General features: G+C 46.8%; 14 protein-coding genes. 5 read left to right on the top strand and 9 right to left on the bottom strand.

The window, feature by feature from the left end; genetic code table 11:
- Positions 1 to 69: 69 nt before the first annotated feature.
- The 3 genes from CDZ87_RS09515 to argR form a co-directional block, all read right to left on the bottom strand.
- On the bottom strand, positions 70 to 2649 hold the full coding sequence (locus CDZ87_RS09515) for a TRAP transporter permease (RefSeq protein WP_100753338.1): 2580 nt from the start codon (positions 2647 to 2649) through the stop codon (positions 70 to 72).
- Between the two features lie 216 nt (positions 2650 to 2865).
- A complete protein-coding gene (locus tag CDZ87_RS09510; protein WP_100753337.1) occupies positions 2866 to 3834 on the bottom strand; it encodes a TAXI family TRAP transporter solute-binding subunit in 969 nt (322 codons plus the stop codon).
- A 331-nt stretch (positions 3835 to 4165) separates the two neighbouring features.
- Entirely contained in the window at positions 4166 to 4636 is a 471-nt protein-coding gene (argR, locus tag CDZ87_RS09500) for a transcriptional regulator ArgR (protein ID WP_038175324.1), read from the bottom strand.
- A gap of 334 nt (positions 4637 to 4970) precedes the next feature.
- On the opposite strand from argR, the gene mdh reads away from it, so the two are divergent.
- Positions 4971 to 5903, top strand: a complete 933-nt coding sequence (gene mdh, locus CDZ87_RS09495) for a malate dehydrogenase (protein ID WP_100753336.1) — start codon at positions 4971 to 4973, stop codon at positions 5901 to 5903.
- Positions 5904 to 5999: 96 nt separating this feature from the next.
- Positions 6000 to 6182 carry a hypothetical protein gene (locus CDZ87_RS09490; protein ID WP_100753335.1) on the top strand — a complete coding sequence of 61 codons (183 nt, stop codon included), beginning with the start codon at positions 6000 to 6002 and terminating at the stop codon, positions 6180 to 6182.
- 65 nt (positions 6183 to 6247) lie between these two features.
- Here the strand turns inward: CDZ87_RS09490 and CDZ87_RS09485 are convergent, their stop codons facing one another.
- The 5 genes from CDZ87_RS09485 to CDZ87_RS09465 all read right to left on the bottom strand — a co-directional run bounded on the left by CDZ87_RS09485 (position 6248) and on the right by CDZ87_RS09465 (position 10933).
- Positions 6248 to 6637 (bottom strand): RidA family protein, encoded by a 390-nt coding sequence (locus CDZ87_RS09485; protein WP_100753334.1) that lies wholly within the window; start codon positions 6635 to 6637, stop codon positions 6248 to 6250.
- Between the two features lie 133 nt (positions 6638 to 6770).
- Positions 6771 to 7232: an aspartate carbamoyltransferase regulatory subunit gene (gene pyrI / locus CDZ87_RS09480; RefSeq protein WP_038175328.1), complete on the bottom strand. Its 462-nt coding sequence runs from the start codon at positions 7230 to 7232 to the stop codon at positions 6771 to 6773.
- A gap of 17 nt (positions 7233 to 7249) precedes the next feature.
- The gene (pyrB, locus tag CDZ87_RS09475) at positions 7250 to 8179 is read right to left on the bottom strand and encodes an aspartate carbamoyltransferase (protein WP_100753333.1); all 930 of its coding nucleotides are present in this window, start codon (positions 8177 to 8179) and stop codon (positions 7250 to 7252) included.
- A 254-nt stretch (positions 8180 to 8433) separates the two neighbouring features.
- On the bottom strand, positions 8434 to 9438 hold the full coding sequence (argF, locus tag CDZ87_RS09470; protein ID WP_100753332.1) for an ornithine carbamoyltransferase: 1005 nt from the start codon (positions 9436 to 9438) through the stop codon (positions 8434 to 8436).
- Between the two features lie 118 nt (positions 9439 to 9556).
- Positions 9557 to 10933, bottom strand: coding sequence for a PhoH family protein (locus tag CDZ87_RS09465; protein ID WP_100753331.1), 1377 nt, complete (start codon positions 10931 to 10933; stop codon positions 9557 to 9559).
- Positions 10934 to 11398: 465 nt separating this feature from the next.
- Here CDZ87_RS09465 and rapA point away from each other — a divergent pair, with 465 nt between their 5' ends.
- The 3 genes from rapA (at position 11399) to CDZ87_RS09450 (ending at position 16166) form a co-directional block, all read left to right on the top strand.
- Complete coding sequence (gene rapA / locus CDZ87_RS09460; RefSeq protein WP_100753330.1) at positions 11399 to 14305, top strand: RNA polymerase-associated protein RapA; 2907 nt, start codon at positions 11399 to 11401, stop codon at positions 14303 to 14305.
- Positions 14306 to 14434: 129 nt separating this feature from the next.
- Positions 14435 to 15172, top strand: coding sequence for a bifunctional tRNA pseudouridine(32) synthase/23S rRNA pseudouridine(746) synthase RluA (gene rluA / locus CDZ87_RS09455; RefSeq protein ID WP_100753329.1), 738 nt, complete (start codon positions 14435 to 14437; stop codon positions 15170 to 15172).
- Positions 15173 to 15203: 31 nt separating this feature from the next.
- Complete coding sequence (locus tag CDZ87_RS09450) at positions 15204 to 16166, top strand: D-2-hydroxyacid dehydrogenase (protein WP_100753328.1); 963 nt, start codon at positions 15204 to 15206, stop codon at positions 16164 to 16166.
- A 100-nt stretch (positions 16167 to 16266) separates the two neighbouring features.
- On the opposite strand, the gene CDZ87_RS09445 is transcribed toward CDZ87_RS09450, so the two are convergent.
- Positions 16267 to 19137: a valine--tRNA ligase gene (locus CDZ87_RS09445; RefSeq protein ID WP_100753327.1), complete on the bottom strand. Its 2871-nt coding sequence runs from the start codon at positions 19135 to 19137 to the stop codon at positions 16267 to 16269.
- Positions 19138 to 19167 lie beyond the last annotated feature (30 nt).

Raw genomic sequence — 19167 nt, 5'->3', positions numbered from 1 at the left:
TTAAAACGGGAGAGTGGATTGATTGCATCTTATGAGTTTAGCCCCACACCCAGTGCGGGGCAGACTAAGTTACGCGCTCAGTTGTTCCTTACGGATTCGGCGTTTCTGGTTTAACCCTAGGCCGATCAAAATCAATAGGGCGGGTAAGAAAACCCACTCTTTCATTGGTCTATCTGCATCGACGACCACAGAACGAATTTCCCAATCAAAGTCGACACCAGAAGATTCAGCCGGACTGCCAAACTCGACCATATCAACAATCATTCGTCCGTTGCTATTGTTGAGCATCAACCCCATCGAAGCTATGCGTTCTTGTGCTGTTGTCGCTTGATCATCGAAAGGAAGACGTACCGTTTTTGAAATGTAATCACCTTCAAGATTTTCACCAGCAACCAGTAGTTCGATCTCTTCACCAACATTCATTTGTCCTGCAACTTGAGCGATCTCTGTACCAGGATAGAGCAATTTAGCTGGGTAGATTTGATCCCACCAAAAGCCAGGACGGAAGAAGGTAAAGGTCAGAACCAATAATAGTACCGTTTCCCACCACTTATTCTTGGTAAACCACCAACCTTGCGTTGCTGCAGAGAATATCAGCATAGCAATAATTGAAGATATGATAGTGAGCATTAAATGCCACCATGTATCAATCCCCATCAACAATAATTGGGTATTAAAGATAAACATAAACGGCAAAATAGCGGTACGAATATCGTAGGTAAAGCCTTGGATACCAGTCCGGATGGGATCAGATTTTGCGATTGCCGCCGCGGCAAAGGCTGCCAAACCAACGGGCGGAGTATCATCGGCTAAAATACCGAAGTAGAACACGAATAAATGCACCGCGATCAATGGAATGATCAAGCCACTTTGTGCGCCTAAGGTTACAATCACAGGTGCCATCAAGGTGGAGACAACGATGTAGTTGGCGGTTGTTGGCAGACCCATGCCCAATATCAAACTGATCACGGCGGTAAATAGCAGCATCAGTATGATGTTACCGCCAGAAATGAATTCGACAAAGTCGGTCATCACTAGGCCGATACCGGTTAAGGTTACTACACCAACAACTGTGCCAGCCGCTGCAGTCGCAACACCGATACCAATCATGTTACGTGCACCGGAAACTAAGCTTTCGACCAGATCAACAAAACCAACTTTGGTTTGCTGAGCAATAGAACCTTGTTTGGAAAGTATCGCCATTAGAGGACGTTGAGTGATCAAAATAAAGATCATAAACACGGTCGCCCAAAAGGCAGATAGGCCAGGTGAAAAACGTTCTACGGTTAGACACCATACCAACACCACGATCGGTAGCAAGAAATGTAGCCCCGATTTGATCGTTGGGCCAGGATCGGGTACTTCAGTTAGTTCGGCATCAATCTCGAGTGCGCCTTCGTCGGCGTATTTGGCCGAAATAGAAACCAGACCAACGTAAGTGAGTAACAGCGCCACTGTCATGATCGATGTTGCGGCTTCACCAAACATATCTTTGGTCCAGCCAACACCGTAATAGACCGCACCACTGATAATACACAAGCCTAAAATGGTGCCAGTGAATGACAATAGGCTATGAATCAGCTTCGGAGTATGACGACGTGGAAGCCCTGTCATTCCAGCTTTACATGCTTCTAAGTGAACAATATAGATAAGCGCAATGTAAGAGATAAGCGCGGGCAAAATAGCGGCTCGAATGACTTCAACATACGAGATGCCGACATATTCGACCATTAAGAAAGCGGCAGCCCCCATAATCGGTGGCGTTAGCTGGCCATTGGTTGAAGCGGCAACCTCGACTGCACCGGCTTTGGTACCAGGGAAGCCAACGCGCTTCATCAATGGAATGGTAAAAGTACCGGTCGTCACTACGTTGGCGATTGACGAACCAGAGACTAAGCCAGATAGCCCCGATGCAACCACGGCAGCCTTGGCTGGGCCGCCGCGCATGTGACCAAGCAGTGAGAATGCGACTTTAATAAAGTAAGCCCCGGCTCCTGCGCGCTCTAACATGGCGCCGAAAAGGACAAATAAGAAAACAAACGAGGTAGAAACCCCAAGTGCAACGCCAAAAACCCCTTCCGTGGTTAGCCAAAGGTGTGACATGGCTTTGTTGAGGCTCGCGCCTTTGTGCGCGATCACATCTGGCATGTATGGACCGCCAAAAGTGTAAAGCATGAAAACAGCAGCCACGACCATTAATGGAGGACCAAGTGCGCGGCGAGTGGCTTCAAGCAGCAACACCATGCCAATGACTGCCACAATGATGTCTAGTGAGGTCGGGGCTCCCGAACGGCCCGCCAATTCGGTATAGAAAAGATAAATGTAAGCGGCAGATAAGCTGCCAGCAATCGCCAATAACCAGTCAACCGCTGGAATATGATCGCGCGGAGAATTCTTCATCGCTGGGTAAGCCGTAAACGCAAGGAAAACGGCAAACATGAGATGAATAGATCGTGCTTCTGTGTCGTTCAGTACGCCAAAATTGAAAATGAATGGCAAAGGTGATGCGTACCAAAGTTGGAATAATGACCAACAAAGTGGCACAAACCATAAGATGCTACCCGCAAGTCCTGATGGGGCGCGTGCACCTGTATCGGATTGAGCGACCATTTCTTGCACATCTTGAGACGGAGTGGTTGCCTTCGACATGTACTAAATCCTTATTATAAGCGGTCCGTATATTTATGATTGTCAGAACCTGTATTTAGCATCTTTCTTGGTAGTGAAAGATGAAATATTGCTCAGTTATTTCGTATTATGAGAGATAAAGACAAGGTGAGTTTCAAGAGAACGAAACTCAAAGTAGGTGTTGTGGTTAAAATTCGTCACCGAGAAGACGTTGCCTTCTCGGTGGTCAAAGGTGACTTACTTAAGTAGGCCAATCTCTTTGTAGTACTTCTGTGCACCTGGGTGTAGAGGAATAGAAAGACCCGCTTTTACCATGTCTTCTTTTTTCAGGTTTGCAAACGCAGGGTGTAGGCGTTTGAACGTATCGAAGTTTTCGAATACAGATTTTGCTACATTGTAAGCAACATCATCAGAAACGTTGGTTGTCGTAACCATAGTTGCAGCAACACCAAAACTGTTTACGTCTTTGTCAGTGCCACGGTACATGCCTGCTGGTACTGAGCTGTAGGCGTAGTATGGGTTATTCGATACGATGGCATCGATCTTAGCACCCGTTGCAGGAATTAGCTTCGCATCACATGAAGTGGTCGCTTCTTTGATTGATCCGTTTGGATGACCAACCACATAGACAAAGGCATCAATTTTGTTATCACACAACGCTTGTGAACGCTCAGAGCCTTTAAGTTCTGATGCAAGTTTAAAGTCTGCGTTGGTCCAGCCCATTGCTTCCATAACCACGCCCATTGTTGCGCGGTCCCCAGAGCCTGGGTTACCGATGTTAACGCGCTTACCTTTCAGGTCAGCCACGCTTTCAATGCCAGCGTCAGTACGTGCGATGATGTTGAATGGTTCTGTGTGTAGAGAGAACACGGCGCGTAAATTTTTGTACGGGCCTTGCTCTGCAAACTTACTTGTACCGTTGTAGCCGTGGTATTGCCAGTCAGACTGAACGATACCGAAGTCGAGTTCGCCTGCGCGAATCGTATTAACGTTGTAGATCGAACCACCCGTAGACTCGACAGAACAACGAATATTGTGCTCTTTACGATCTTTGTTAACTAGCTTACAAATTGCACCACCAGTTGGGTAGTAAACACCCGTGACTGAGCCTGTACCAATAGTGATGAACTCTTGAGCGTTAACTGCGCCAGCGCCGATAACGCCCGCTGCAATCGCACCAACTTTAATAAGTTTGTTCAATGCCATGAATTTCCCTTCCTTATTCATTATTAACCTTAAGCAAGTGTCGTTGTTTAAGGCGTTTCCTCGTGCTGAAAACGGCATCTTTTTCAATCCATATGTTGAAAAAGTGGCTGAATAATAGCAAAAAATTGGCACATAATTACACGTATGTTAAAAAATAGAGTCAATATGCCTATATGCAACGTGAATATGCTAGGAATGTTTGAACATTTAATTTATTTAAAATCAGTGGTTTATGGGTTATTTAGTGGTTGAGTGTGATTTTTTCAAGATGTGAGCTCAGTCACGCCGTCAAAGCGACGACGTGTATATTTCTTTGAGCGGCAATTGTTGCTTAGCCAGTGTACTCAAAAAGGTCGCAAACGGAAGCGAACAGTTGCTCTGTTGTGATCGACAAGGTTGGGGTAATAAATATTGTATCATCACCGGCAACGACGCCGAGTATGCCTTCTGACTTGCCCAATGAGTCCAACAAGCGAGCGATCAGTTGCGCAGCACCAGGACCGGTATGAATCACAACCAGCGCATTGTTGTGGTCAATATCGAGTACCAATTCACGTAATGAGCTTGAAACCGTTGGCACACCCAACTCTGCTGGCAAGCAGTAGACCATTTCCATTTTTGCATTACGTGTTCGAACGGCACCAAACTTAGTCAACATACGTGACACTTTAGATTGGTTGATATTGTCGAACCCTTCATTCTTGAGGGCTTCGACAATATCGCCTTGGGAACCGAAACGCTCTTCTTTTAATAGGGCTTTAAAAGCGCGAACGAGGTTATCTTGTTTTTCAGAATGGCGCATGATGTTCTTTCTATGTTTGTGGGTATAAAAAGCAAGTGAATATTCTCGCATAGCTATGCAGTTAGTGCCAATGATAACAGTCAAATCTGTCTAACGTATCACTGTAAATTGACACAATATCACGCTAAGAAATACGACCTAACTCTTTGTCATTCAAGGTGAAGAAGTACATAATAGCCACCTATTGTGTAGCACGTTTTTGTCTGGTTGCGCAAGGTCGCAAAGCTGACGTTAATTGATTGTAATCAGGATGTGATTGGTTTAGCTTGAGCGTGCCCGATTAAAAATTGCCCTACAAAACATATATAAGAGAATCTTCTCAAGGAGAACTACGATGAAAGTAGCTGTTATTGGTGCCGCTGGTGGCATCGGTCAAGCCCTCGCCCTTCTACTTAAAAACCGTCTTCCAGCGGGTTCAGATTTAGCCCTTTACGATATCGCACCAGTAACTCCTGGTGTCGCGGCTGATCTTAGCCACATCCCGACCCCTGTATCTATCAAAGGCTATGCGGGTGAAGATCCAACGCCAGCACTGGAAGGTGCAGACGTGGTACTGATTTCTGCAGGTGTGGCGCGTAAGCCAGGTATGGACCGTGCAGATCTATTTAACGTTAACGCGGGTATCGTTAAATCGCTTGCTCAACGCATTGCTGATGTTTGCCCAAAAGCACTCGTCGGTATTATTACCAACCCTGTTAATACGACTGTGCCGATTGCGGCTGAAGTGCTCAAACAAGCGGGTGTGTATGACAAGCGTCGTCTTTTCGGCATTACTACTCTTGATGTGATCCGTTCTGAAACCTTTGTTGCTGCTTTAAAAGACAAAGATCCAAGCGAGGTTCGTGTTCCTGTTATCGGTGGCCACTCTGGCGTGACGATTCTGCCACTGCTTTCTCAAGTCGAAGGTGTTGAATTTACCGCTGAAGAAATTGAAGCGCTAACAAAACGTATTCAAAATGCCGGCACGGAAGTGGTTGAAGCGAAAGCGGGCGGCGGCAGTGCAACCCTTTCTATGGGTCAAGCGGCATGTCGTTTTGGTCTTGCTTTAGTCAACGCATTGCAAGGTAAAGAAGTGATAGAGTACGCCTACATTGAAGGCAATGGTGAGCACGCTCCGTTCTTCGCGCAACCGGTTAAACTGGGCAAAGAAGGTGTTGAAGAGATACTAAGCTACGGTAAGCTGAGTGATTTCGAAAAATCTGCACTGGATGGTATGCTTGAAACGCTAAATGGCGACATTCAAATAGGTGTTGATTTCGTTAAGTAAGCCACATCGATTTCAATCAGAAGCCGACGTTCGCGTCGGCTTTTTGATCTTTTCCTTTTGTCGCACGTAAAGAGTGTAGGCAAGAGGAGAGTCAAGATGGAAATCTGTCAGATAAAACAAGGCATGTTGGTTGAGTGTGCGCAGGGAATTGGCAAGGTATTAGTGGTTGATAGAGCAACCAATTCGGTATTGATTGAAGAGCAGTCTTCTCAAAGACAACTGGCCGTTGAGGTTAGTCAACTGATTGAAAGTTTCGCTGTCAACCCAGCTAAAAATTAGCATTAATAAATCGTAGTGGTTTAAAAGCGAGCATATGGCTCGCTTTTCTGGTTTTTGTGTGCCGTTTACTTGCGCACTGCGATCGCTTCAATTTCGATACCGACATCTTTTGGCAGGCGTGCTACTTCAACACATGAACGTGCTGGGTAGTTGGCAACGTTGTGCTCATCAAAGAACTTGCCGTACACCTCATTGACGGTACCGAAGTCGTTTAGATCTTTAACGAAGACTGTCATTTTTACGATATCAGTCACTGCAAGACCAGATGCTTCCACAACCGCTTTTACATTCTCAAGTGATTGACGAGCTTGTTCTGCGATATCGGCAGACACTTCACCCGTGGCAGGATTTACCGGGATTTGGCCTGAAGTCAGGACCATATTGCCTAGGTCAACACCTTGTACATATGGGCCGATTGCTGCTGGGGCAGATTCTGTGTGAAGCACTTTAGTCATTATTATATTCCATCGGTTAGGGTCGAAATTCAGGCATTTAGTGTGCCGCGAAACCCAGTCGGGGTAAAGAAAAAATCCTCACTCATCACGAGTAAGGATCGACATTTGGGTTGGTATATTGAGCCGGGGTTGCTTAACGCTCAGTCACGATGTCGCGCGAGAATACTTTTTCGCAGTATTTACACTTGAGGCGAATATCTTGTTTCTTTTCGACCACTTTAAAGCTGCTTTCTACCGGCTCGTCGTGGCTGATGCAGTTAGTGTTTGGACACTCAAACACATTATTTACTTGCTCAGGAAGCTCCAGCGCTAGCTTCTTGACGACTTTATAATCTTCAATCTGATTGACGGTTGCATGTGGTGCGTAAAGGGCCAATTTACTGGCTTGTTCTTCACTAATAAACACATTCTCAATTTTAAGTAGATCTTTGTGTCCCAGCTCAGAAGAGGGAAGGTTTAAGCCGACCGTAACACGTTGCTGTGATTTATCCATTGAGAACAGTTTGAGCACTTTAATACCAATTTGGGCCGGGATATGGTCGATTACGGTACCATTTTTAATTGCTTCAACCTGCAATTGAGTCTGTTTAGCCATTGATGTTTCTCCCCCGATTACAGTGTTTGATTCAGTACTAAAGCCAGTAGGGCTTCACGAGCGTAAACGCCATTTTCCGCTTGCTGGAAGTAGTACGCGTGTGGCGTTTTATCGACGTCGACGGTAATTTCGTCTACGCGTGGCAGCGGGTGAAGTACTTTGAGATTGTCACGTGCGCCTTCGAGCATCGCCGCAGTAAGAATGTAGGCTGACTTTATATGAGCGTACTCTGACTCATCAAAACGCTCTTTCTGTACGCGTGTCATATACAGGACATCCAGCTGTGGAATCACGGTTTCCATATCGGTATGCAAACTGTAAGCGATACCGACGTCATCCAACTCTTCACACAGGTAATCTGGCATCGCTAATGCGTCTGGTGCAACAAAGAAGAAGCGGATATTGTTGAACTTCGCCAGAGCTTGAGTTAGCGAATGAACCGTTCGCCCGTATTTAAGATCACCGACGAAAGCAACGTTAAGGTTATCTAGACGACCTTGAGTCTCGGCAATTGAGAACAGATCCAGCAGCGTTTGGGTTGGATGTTGGTTTGCACCATCACCGGCGTTAATGACTGGTACGCCGTTAGAGAATTCAGAGGCAAGGCGCGCGGCTCCTTCTTGTGGGTGGCGCATAACAAAAGCGTCAACGTAAGAAGAAATAACCTGCACCGAGTCCGCTAAGGTTTCGCCTTTTTTGGCTAGTGAAGTATTACCACCATTATCAAAACCAATCACATCGCCACCGATACGCTGGATGGCGGTTTCAAATGAAAGACGGGTGCGGGTTGATGGCTCAAAGAAACAGCTCGCAATCACTTTGTTCTTAATCAGCTCTGGTTTTTGCTCGGCTTTCAGTTCACCTGCTGTGTTGACAATTAATTCCAGCTCGTCGCGCGACAGCTCAGGAATTGAGATAATGTGCTTGTTGTAAAGCGAGTTTGTCATAGTCATCTTCCCATCTGAGTACGAATTTTAGGCAATAAAAAAGCCCCCCATTACGGGAGGCTTTAAAAATCGTTAGAAATAGAAAAAACCAACGACGGTAAGCATTTCCGCTTACCCAGTGTAATACGTTGTGTAGAACACGAATTACGTGGCATTATTTTCTCTATATCCAGACAAATTGCGCAGCATTATACGCCTAACTTTTTCCAATGCAAGCGATTACATTGTGGCTTTGTTGTGCAGTTATTGCTTGCTTACGCACCGAGTGTAGCGACCATCACTGCTTTAATTGTATGCATACGGTTCTCCGCTTGATCGAAGACAATCGAATGCTCAGACTCAAAGACTTCATCAGTCACTTCGAGGCCTTTCATGCCATATTTTTGTGCCACTTGTTTACCAATCGCCGTTTGATCATCATGGAACGCCGGTAAGCAGTGCATAAACTTCACTTGTGGGTTACCGGTTTGCTCAATAACCTTCATATTGACTTGATAAGGCGTCATCATGGCGACACGTTCATCCCAAGCTTCAGGGGCTTCGCCCATAGAAACCCAAACATCCGTGTAGAGATAATCACACTCTTGCACTCCTTCCTCTACGTTTTCCGTTAAGGTGATTTTCGCGCCAGTTTGTTTGGCGATGGCTTGGCAGGTAGTGACTAATTCGTGTTCTGGCCAAAAAGATTTTGGGGCGACAAGGCGAATATCCATGCCCATTTTGGCTGCGCCAACTAACAGAGAATTACCCATGTTGTTGCGTGCATCGCCAAGGTAGGCGAACTTAATCTGATGCAGCTGTTTACCGCGTCCATGCTCAAGCATGGTTAGGAAGTCGGCCAGAATTTGCGTTGGGTGAAACTCGTTAGTCAAACCATTCCAAACGGGAACCCCGGCGTAGTGACCGAGATCTTCGACAATCTCTTGACCAAAACCACGATATTCAATGCCGTCGTACATGCGACCCAATACGCGAGCGGTATCTTTCATTGACTCTTTTTGACCAATTTGTGATCCCGATGGGCCGATGTAAGAGACTTGCGCGCCTTGATCAAAGGCCGCCACTTCAAACGCGCAGCGAGTGCGAGTTGAGGCCTTTTCAAAGATCAATGCGATATTTTTACCAACCAGTTTCTTCTGCTCAGTGCCGGCATATTTCGCTTTCTTCAGGTCGGCAGAAAGATCGAGCAGAAACTGGATCTCTTTAGGGCTGAAATCCAACAATTTGAGGAAGTTTCTGTTACGTAGGTTAAAGGCCATACTCCAGTCCTTGAATGCTAATTCATTTAATGGAGATAGTTAAACATATTCAAACGCCATTTGTGAATACTTATTTTAAATTAATGGTGAGATATGAATTATATCTCACCATGAGTGATTATAAATTCTCTTCAGCAAATTCAGCTAAGCGGCTGCGTACCACGCCATTAAGGTGGATATTGGCACTGCCTTCAAAGCTTTTGAAGCGCTCAACCATATAAGTTAATCCAGAGGTCACCGGGGTTAAGTAGTGAGAATCAATTTGTGCTAGGTTACCTGAACAGACGATCTTGGTTCCTTCACCACAGCGAGTAATGATGGTTTTGATCTGCGACGCAGTGAGGTTTTGACATTCATCAAGCAAAACAAAAGCGTTTTGGATCGAGCGACCACGCATAAAGTTGATCGACTTAAACTGAATGTTAGCTTTATCACAAATGTATTTGAGCGAGCCTTCAGTGCAGTGATCGTGTTTATGTAATGCCTCTAGCGTGTCGGTCACGGCGGCGAGCCACGGCAGCATCTTCTCTTCTTCGCTGCCGGGCAAGAAGCCAATCGACTCGCCAATATCTGGCGTGTTTCGAGTGACAATGATCTTATCAAACATGCCTTTCTCTATGGTCTGTTCGAGTGCGGAAGCGAGCGCAAGTAAGGTTTTACCACTACCAGCAGCGCCGGTTAGGATCACGAGATCAATATCCGGATCGAGTAACGCATCAAGTGCCATGCCTTGGTAGATATTCTTCGGTGTAATATCCCATGCGCGGCGGTGCATCAATCTTTCGCGACTCAGGTCTTTGATGGTCACTTTGTCTTGTTCAATCTCTTCGATGCGGCCAGCGAAGTCACTCTCTTCATCAATCACATATTGATTAATATAGGTAGGCTCAAACGTCTGTCTATCGAGTGTATGGTAGGTACGTCCAGCAAGGTTACGGCTTTCGACATCTTGCACGTTACTCCAGAATTCGCCTTCGATTTGTTGAAAGCCTTTGGTAAGGTATTGAACATCATCGATCAATTGATCAGTACGGTAGTCTTCAACAAAACGCACGCCAGCCCCTTTGGCACGTAAACGCATGTTGATGTCTTTAGTCACTAAGATGACTTCGCGCGGTGCACGCTTGTTTTGCAAGAAAAGCACACCATTCAAAATGCGATTGTCGCCAGCTTTGTCGGCAAAAGCTTTTATGGTCTCGTGCAGCTCAAAATCAGCCAAAATGGCGACATGGCCTGTGGTGGTATGATCTCTATTGATCGGAATGCCGTCGGATATTTCATCTGGCGTTGCGTCTTTAAACATCGCTTCTAAGGCACGAATCGCAACACGTGCATCACGCGCGACATCGCGTTTACTGTCTTTGATACGATCAAGTTCTTCAAGTACGGTCATCGGAATAATGACGTCATGTTCTTTAAAAGAGTAAATGGCGAGCGGTTCGTGAAGAAGAATGTTTGTGTCTAGGACAAATAGCTTCCGGTCTGTATCACCCATAAGCGTCTCCTTGCCGCGGTGCGGCTTGCTTACCCCTCATACTTGCGTATGAAGTGGTTTACTTGCGGTTGCTTGCACAGCTGTAGCCAGAACACTGGTGGTTTGACTACAAAAATGCAAACCCGTGTTGATCGTCATTCTAATGAATGCATCACTTGTGCCAGTCATAAACTTGACGCGCGATGATGCGGCTCATTAATAAGTATACGGTGCTTTTTCTACACTCTTAGCTAGAAGTGCCATTGATTTCTTACACTTTGATGTCATCTCCAAGTCGGATAAAAAAATATTGCGATTTTAGGCCTTTGTACGTGACCAATATCACAGCTTCAAGTAAGATTAGCGACCTTTTTTGACGCAGCCGCTGACATCTTCTTTCCCCGTCAGTAGCCTTTCAAGTTGCGTGAAAACCGCTAAGATTTATAGACCCGTTTTTGATTAAAAAATAGATGAGGTAGTCGATTCATGACATTTGCTTTGGGCCAACGCTGGATCAGCGATACAGAGGGCGATCTAGGTTTAGGAACCGTTGTAGCATTAGATGCACGTACTGTGACTTTAATGTTTGCTGCTTCGGAAGAGAACCGAGTTTACGCTCGAAACGATGCGCCCGTAACGCGAGTCACTTTTAATGTTGGCGATGTGATTGATAGCCAAGAAGGTTGGTCAATCAAGGTTGAGCAAGTAGTCGAAGATCAAGGCTTATACAGCTACCTTGGTGTGCGTGAAGACAATGGCGAGGAAGTGGTGCTGCGTGAAATCATGCTTAGCAACCAGATTCGTTTTAATAAGCCTCAAGACAAACTTTATGCCGGTCAAATTGATCGCATGGATAACTTTGTGCTTCGTTACCGTGCATTGATTAATCAATATCAGCAACACAAGAGCCCGATGCGTGGTCTATGTGGCATGCGTGCAGGTTTGATCCCTCATCAGCTTTATATTGCTCATGAAGTCGGGCGTCGTCATGCTCCTCGTGTTTTACTGGCCGATGAGGTTGGTTTGGGCAAAACCATTGAAGCGGGCATGATCATTCACCAACAAGTATTGGCTGGCCGAGCTGAGCGTATCTTGATTGTGGTGCCAGAAACGCTGCAACATCAATGGTTGGTTGAGATGATGCGTCGCTTCAACCTGCACTTTTCTATTTTCGATGAAGAGCGCTGTATTGAAGCGTTCGCCGATGCTGATAATCCGTTCGATACTCAACAATATGTGTTGTGTTCGCTCGACTTTCTGCGTAAGAGCCGTCAGCGTTTTGAACAAGCGCTTGAAGGCGACTGGGATTTGTTGGTGGTCGATGAAGCGCACCATCTAGAGTGGAGCGTCGATGCGCCAAGCCGTGAGTATCAAGTAGTTGAAGGGTTAGCGGAACGTACTCCAGGTGTGTTGCTATTGACGGCGACACCTGAGCAGCTTGGACGTGAGAGCCATTTTGCCCGTCTGCGTCTGCTCGATTCAGACCGTTTCTTCGACTATGAAACCTTTGTGAAAGAAGAAGAGCAATATGCGCCAGTTGCCGACTCTGTCAGTGCGCTCTTCTCTGGAAAAATGCTCGCCGATGACGCGAAAAATCAAATCAGTGAATTGCTGTGTGAGCAAGATGTCGAGCCGCTGTTCCGCATTATTGAAAGTGACAGTGACGAAGACGCCAAAGCGGCGGCGCGCCAAGAGCTGATTGATAATCTCATGGATCGTCACGGTACTGGCCGGGTGTTGTTCCGTAATACCCGTGCTGCGATTAAAGGTTTCCCAACGCGTAATGTCAATTTGATGCCGATGGCTATCCCTGCGCAATACACGACCTCAATGCGTGTGTCGGGTCTGATCGGCGGTAAGATGAGCTCTCAAGCGCGAGCGATGAAAAATCTCTATCCAGAAGAAATTTTCCAAGAATTTGAAGGCGAAGAGTCGAGCTGGTGGCAGTTTGATAGCCGAGTCAATTGGCTACTGGAGAAGATCAAAGAGAAGCGCAGTGAGAAGATTTTGGTGATCGCATCACGCTCTAGCACCGCACTGCAGTTAGAGCAAGCGCTGCGCGAGCGTGAAGGGATCCGTGCAACGGTCTTCCATGAAGGCATGTCGATTATTGAGCGTGATAAAGCAGCCGCCTACTTTGCTCAGGAAGAGGGCGGAGCACAAGTGCTCATTTGTAGTGAAATTGGCTCTGAAGGTCGCAACTTCCAGTTTGCTAATCAACTGGTGATGTTTGATTTACCCTTTAATCCTGACTTGCTTGAACAGCGCATCGGCCGTTTGGACCGTATTGGTCAGACTCGAGATATCGATATCCATGTGCCTTATCTTGAAGGTACCTCGCAAGCGATTTTGGCGCGTTGGTTTGATGAAGGTCTCAATGCGTTTGCCGAGACGTGTCCAACTGGTCGTAATGTGTATGACCAGTTCGCTGAGCGTTTAATTGAGATGTTGGCCTCGGGCGATACCTCTGATCTCGATGAGGTGATTACCGAGTCGGCGGCGATGAATAAGGCGCTTAAGGCGCAGCTTGAACAAGGTCGTGATCGCTTGTTAGAGATGCATTCTAATGGTGGCGAAAAAGCGCAAGCAATCGTTGATACAATTGCCGCGACAGATGGCGATACTAACCTAGTGACATTTGCATTAAGCCTGTTCGATACTATCGGCCTTGATCAAGACGATAAAGGCGAGAATGCCTTAGTGGTGACGCCATCAGAACATATGCTGGTGCCAAGTTATCCGGGCTTGCCTTATGAAGGGGCGACGATTACTTTTGATCGTGAAACCGCGCTGTCTCGCGAAGATATGAACTTTATCAGTTGGGAGCACCCAATGATTCAAGGTGGTATTGATCTTCTGATGAGTGAAGGCGTGGGCACCTCTGCGGTGTCACTGTTGAAAAACAAAGCCCTACCCGTCGGTACTATGTTGTTAGAGCTGATTTACAAAGTAGATGCTCAAGCGCCGAAACGCAGTGGGATCAGCCGCTTCTTACCGCCGACTCCGATTCGCATCATGTTGGATGGTAAAGGCAATGATCTTTCTGAACAAGTGGAGTTTGAAAGCTTCAACCGTCAATTAAGCCCAATCGGTCGTCATATTGCGACAAAACTGGTGGCGTCAGTGCAATCGCAAGTGCATCAATTGATTGCCGCTGGCGAGCTTCTGATTGTTAACAAAGTGGCCGCGATCCGCAGCCAAGCACAACAAGAGATGCAAACGAGCCTCAATGCTGAGCTAGAACGCTTACAAGCCCTTAAAGCCGTCAATCCAAATATTCGTGATGAAGAGATTGTCGCGATTGATGAGCAGATCAAAGAGCTGACTGGCTATATTAGCCAAGCTCAGTATCAATTGGACTCACTGCGTATGATTGTCGTTTCTCATAACTAGAAAAAAACGTCATTACCAAATCTAGCGGCGAATAAAACCATGAGGGCTCCTTCCAGTGGAGGAGCCCTCTCATCGCCCTTTTGTTGCGATTGGACATGACGCTTGGTTTGATATTTCTCGGAGGTCTTTATGGCCATGACAGAGTACCACCCGCCAACTGAGCCTTGGGTTGATATTGTCTTTGAAGATGAGCATATTCTGGCGGTGAATAAGCCGTCGGGATTGTTGTCTGTTCCTGGGCGTTTAGCTGAGCATTACGACAGTATGTGGTCTCGCCTAGTGGATATTTACCCCGATGTTCAAGTGGTTCACCGCCTTGATATGGACACTTCGGGGTTAATGCTGCTAGCGAAAAACAAGCTTGCTGAACGGGCGCTGAAAAAGCAATTTCAATACCGCTTAACCCACAAGGTTTATTATGCGCGGGTATGGGGTCATGTTGAGGCGGATGAGGGAGAAGTTAATTTGCCGCTTATTGGCGATTGGCCTAATCGTCCTAAACAGAAAGTGTGTTTTGAAACAGGCAAACAGGCTAAAACGCGCTATCAAGTGGTCAAGCGTGAAGCAAAAACCACCTTGGTTCGCTTGCTGCCTACTACAGGTCGCTCACACCAATTGCGTGTTCATATGCAAGCGCTAGGACATGCGATTGTTGGCGATGAGTTTTACGCCCAAGATGAGGCGTTTGATTTTTCTAATCGATTAGAATTGCACGCCGCTGAACTGAGTTTCTATCACCCACAATGCAATAGTTTGCGTAGTCTGTTTGTTCCTTGTGACTTCTATCTTGAAGCGGAAGCGATTATCTTTCACTTTTTCGCACCTGTGCGAGAATTACCAGACTATAAAACGCTGCCACACCCATAACCTATTTCCAAGGCAGCGACACGGAGGTTCCATGACGCTGCCGACTATTGTCTTTCTTGATCGTGCTACGATCCCAACTCGAATTGATTTGCCCCATCTGCCTTTTGATCATCAATGGCGAGAGTATGATCTGACCGCGCCTGGCGAGGTTGTTGATCGTCTCCAGCAAGCGGATATCGTGATCACCAATAAAGTGGTTCTTGATCGTGCGATATTGATGCAGTTGCCGAATCTTAAGATGATCGCGATCGCCGCAACAGGCTTTAACAATGTCGATATCGAGGCGTGCCAAGAGTTTGGTATTGCCGTAACCAACATTCGTGGGTATGCCACCCAGTCCGTTCCTGAGCACGTGTTGGCGATGATCTTTGCCCTCAAGCGCAATTTGAAGGGGTATCATAATGACATTGCCGCTGGAGAGTGGCAGCGACATAAGCAGTTCTGTTTCTTTACTCATCCCATCAGTGATGTGGCAGGATCGACACTGGGTATCATTGGCAGTGGTGCTTTAGGTCAAGCGACGGCCCAGTTAGCGAAGTCAGTGGGAATGAATGTGCTGTTTGCTGAACGCAAAGGACAACGCCAGTGTCGTCAGGGGTATATCTCGTTTGAGCGTTTATTGGCGATGTCAGATGTGGTGACGCTGCATTGCCCACTCAATGACGAGACGCGCCATTTGATTGGTCGTCATGAGCTTGCGAGTATGAAGTCGAGCTCGATTGTGATTAATGCTGGGCGCGGTGGCTTGGTTGATGAAGAGGCGTTAGTCGATGCGTTAAAACATGGCACTATTCGTGGTGCAGGGATTGATGTGTTTACCGACGAACCTGCTGATGAGTCCAACTCCTTAATTGCTAATATGCACTTACCCAATTTGCTTCTCACGCCTCATGTGGCATGGGGCAGTGATTCTGCGATTCAAAACTTAGCCAATATTCTTATCGACAATATTGGCGCCTTTATTGAAGGTCGAGAGCACAATCGAGTGGTGTAATCCTATTTCAGGATGGGACACACACGTAAAAAGGGCCAGTCGCGATGACTGGCCCTTTTATTTCAGTATGTTACCGATTAACTATCGTGTTGCAACTCAATTATAGTGCAGCGATGGTGGTCTTTTGTTCTTCAAGCTTCACTAGCGTCTCTTTGTAACCTTCAAGCTTTTCACGCTCTTTAGCGACAACCGCTTCAGGGGCTTTAGCAACGAAACCTTGATTGCCTAGCTTGCCTTCGATGCGTTTGATTTCACCGTGAGTCTTGTTGATTTCGCCATCAAGACGCGCAAGCTCTGCATCCTTGTCGATAAGGCCTGCCATCGGGATCAATAGTTCAGACTTAGCAACCAGTGCCGTTGCACATGCCGGTAGTGTGTCACCTTCCGATACCAGCGTGATTTGCTCAAGTTTAGCTAACGCCATCAATACTTTGCGGTTTGCTTCTAGGCGCGCAGCATCTTGCTCGCTTGCTTTTAGCATCACGTCTAGCGGTTTGCCTGGTGCAATGTCGTACTCGGCACGTAGGTTACGAATACTAGTGATGAACGCTTTGACCCACTCGATGTCGTCGAGTGCTTCTTGGTGGAAGTTGGCTTCGTCGTACTGAGGCAGCGCTTGTAGCATAATTGTGTCGCCTTCCACACCATCAATGAGCGGCTTAACGCTCTGCCAGATTGACTCGGTGATGTAAGGAAGTACTGGGTGAGCAAGACGCAGTGTCTTCTCAAGAACCGTAATCAAGGTGTAGCGTGTTGCTTGCTGTTGGGCTGCATCACCTTTCCAAAGAACCGGTTTAGTTAGCTCTAGATACCAGTCACAGAACTGGTTCCAAATGAACTCGTACAAAGTGTTCGCTGCCATATCTAGACGGTAGTTGTCTAGGTGAGCGTTAAACTCTTTTGCAGCCACTTCAAACTGAGACTCAATCCACTTATCAGCCAGAGAGAATTCCATGTTTGCACGGTCCTTGGCAGACAGCGACATACCACAGTCGTGTTCTTCTGTGTTCATGAGTACGTAACGACTTGCGTTCCATAGCTTGTTACAGAAGTTACGGTAACCTTCAAGACGCTTCATGTCCCAGTTGATGTCACGGCCAGTTGAAGCCATGGCTGCTAGGGTGAAACGCAGGGCATCGGTGCCGTAGGGTTCAATACCGTTTTCAAAGGTTTTACGTGTGTTCTTTTCAATCTTCTTCGCAAGTTGCGGCTGCATCATGTTGCCACAACGCTTTTCAACCAAAGATTCAAGATCAATACCGTCGATCATGTCGATAGGGTCAAGGACGTTGCCCTTAGACTTAGACATTTTGTCACCGTTCTCATCACGGATAAGGCCAGTCATGTAAACGGTTTTAAAAGGCACTTGCGCATTGCCTTGTTCATCTTTACAGAAGTGCATCGTCATCATGATCATACGAGCAACCCAGAAGAAGATGATGTCGAAACCTGAAACTAACACATCAGATGGATGGAATGTTTTCAGCGCTTCAGTATCTTCAGGCCAGCCTTGTGTACCGAATGTCCACAGGGCAGAAGAGAACCAGGTATCCAACACGTCGTCGTCTTGCTTAAGTACAACAACAGGCGCGAGGTTGTTCTTTTCACGAACTTCTTCTTCAGTGCGACCTACGTAAACTTTACCATCGTTGTCGTACCATGCTGGGATACGGTGGCCCCACCAAAGTTGACGAGAGATACACCAGTCTTGCACGTCACGCATCCACGCGAAGTACATGTTTTCGTACTGTTTAGGCACGAACTGGATCTGGCCATCTTCAACGGCTTTAACTGCAGGCTCAGCAAGAGGCGCTGTGCGTACGTACCATTGGTCAGTCAGCATTGGTTCGATAACCACACCACCACGATCGCCGTAAGGTACGGTTAAGTCGTGATCTTTCACTTCTTCGAGTAAGCCCAGTTGATCAAACTCAGCTACGATCGCTTTACGTGCTGCAAAGCGCTCCATACCTTGGTATTTAGCCGGTAACTCGGTAGAGTAAACATCGCTTTCTTCACCGTTAGTGGTGAACACTTCAGCTGCATCACGAATGTCGGCGTTGAAGGTTAGGATGTTGATCATCGGTAGGCCGTGACGTTTACCCACTTCGTAATCGTTAAAGTCGTGAGCAGGCGTGATCTTCACACAACCTGTGCCTTTTTCCATATCGGCGTGCTCATCAGCGACGATAGGGATCAAACGGTTGATGATCGGTAGGAGAACGTGTTGACCGATAAGATCTTTGTAACGAGGATCTTCAGGGTTTACCGCGACGCCAGTGTCACCGAGCATGGTTTCTGGACGTGTCGTGGCAACAACAATGTAGTCTTTACCGTCTGCGGTTTTAACGCCATTCGCTAATGGGTAGCGGAAGTGCCACATGTGGCCTTTTTTATCTTTGTTTTCTACTTCAAGATCAGAAATCGCCGTGTGCAGTTTCGGATCCCAGTTTACTAGGCGTTTACCACGGTAGATGAGGTCTTCTTCGTAAAGACGGACAAACACTTCTTGAGTGGCAGCCGAAAGGCCATCATCCATTGTGAATCGTTCACGATCCCAATCTACCGATGCGCCTAGGCGACGTAGCTGTTTCGTGATGGTGCCACCTGATTCGGCTTTCCATTCCCAGATTTTGTCGATGAAAGCTTCACGGCCGTAGTCGTGTTTTGTTTTGCCTTCTTCTGCTGCAATTTTACGCTCAACCACCATTTGAGTTGCGATACCCGCGTGGTCAGTACCGACTTGCCAAAGCGTATTTTTACCCTTCATACGCTCTGCACGGATCAGAGTATCCATGATCGTGTCTTGGAACGCATGGCCCATATGTAGGCTACCGGTGACGTTTGGTGGTGGGATCATGATGCTGTAAGCTTGCTTTGAAGTATCACCGTGTGGCTTAAAGTAGCCTTTCTCTTCCCAAGCTTGGTATAAAGCTTGTTCGATTGAAGTTGGGTTATATGTCTTTTCCATAGTCGCCTTTTTCCTCGACGTATTTGGACG

The sequence above is a fragment of the Vibrio salilacus genome (assembly GCF_002811245.1).
Lineage (GTDB): Bacteria > Pseudomonadota > Gammaproteobacteria > Enterobacterales > Vibrionaceae > Vibrio > Vibrio salilacus.
The sequence above is the reverse complement of the archived record's forward strand: the minus strand, read 5'-3'. Positions and strand labels throughout refer to the sequence as shown.

Excerpts from the sequence above, each read along its gene's own strand:
- pyrI (WP_038175328.1), bottom strand. The coding sequence starts at position 7,232 with ATGGCTAAACAGACTCAATTGCAGGTTGAAGCAATTAAAAATGGTACC.
- CDZ87_RS09465 (WP_100753331.1), bottom strand. The coding sequence starts at position 10,933 with ATGGGTGATACAGACCGGAAGCTATTTGTCCTAGACACAAACATTCTT.
- argF (WP_100753332.1), bottom strand. The coding sequence starts at position 9,438 with ATGGCCTTTAACCTACGTAACAGAAACTTCCTCAAATTGTTGGATTTC.
- CDZ87_RS09510 (WP_100753337.1), bottom strand. The coding sequence starts at position 3,834 with ATGGCATTGAACAAACTTATTAAAGTTGGTGCGATTGCAGCGGGCGTT.
- CDZ87_RS09485 (WP_100753334.1), bottom strand. The coding sequence starts at position 6,637 with ATGACTAAAGTGCTTCACACAGAATCTGCCCCAGCAGCAATCGGCCCA.
- pyrB (WP_100753333.1), bottom strand. The coding sequence starts at position 8,179 with ATGACAAACTCGCTTTACAACAAGCACATTATCTCAATTCCTGAGCTG.
- mdh (WP_100753336.1), top strand. The coding sequence starts at position 4,971 with ATGAAAGTAGCTGTTATTGGTGCCGCTGGTGGCATCGGTCAAGCCCTC.
- argR (WP_038175324.1), bottom strand. The coding sequence starts at position 4,636 with ATGCGCCATTCTGAAAAACAAGATAACCTCGTTCGCGCTTTTAAAGCC.
- CDZ87_RS09515 (WP_100753338.1), bottom strand. The coding sequence starts at position 2,649 with ATGTCGAAGGCAACCACTCCGTCTCAAGATGTGCAAGAAATGGTCGCT.
- CDZ87_RS09445 (WP_100753327.1), bottom strand. The coding sequence starts at position 19,137 with ATGGAAAAGACATATAACCCAACTTCAATCGAACAAGCTTTATACCAA.
- CDZ87_RS09450 (WP_100753328.1), top strand. The coding sequence starts at position 15,204 with ATGACGCTGCCGACTATTGTCTTTCTTGATCGTGCTACGATCCCAACT.
- rapA (WP_100753330.1), top strand. The coding sequence starts at position 11,399 with ATGACATTTGCTTTGGGCCAACGCTGGATCAGCGATACAGAGGGCGAT.
- rluA (WP_100753329.1), top strand. The coding sequence starts at position 14,435 with ATGGCCATGACAGAGTACCACCCGCCAACTGAGCCTTGGGTTGATATT.
- CDZ87_RS09490 (WP_100753335.1), top strand. The coding sequence starts at position 6,000 with ATGGAAATCTGTCAGATAAAACAAGGCATGTTGGTTGAGTGTGCGCAG.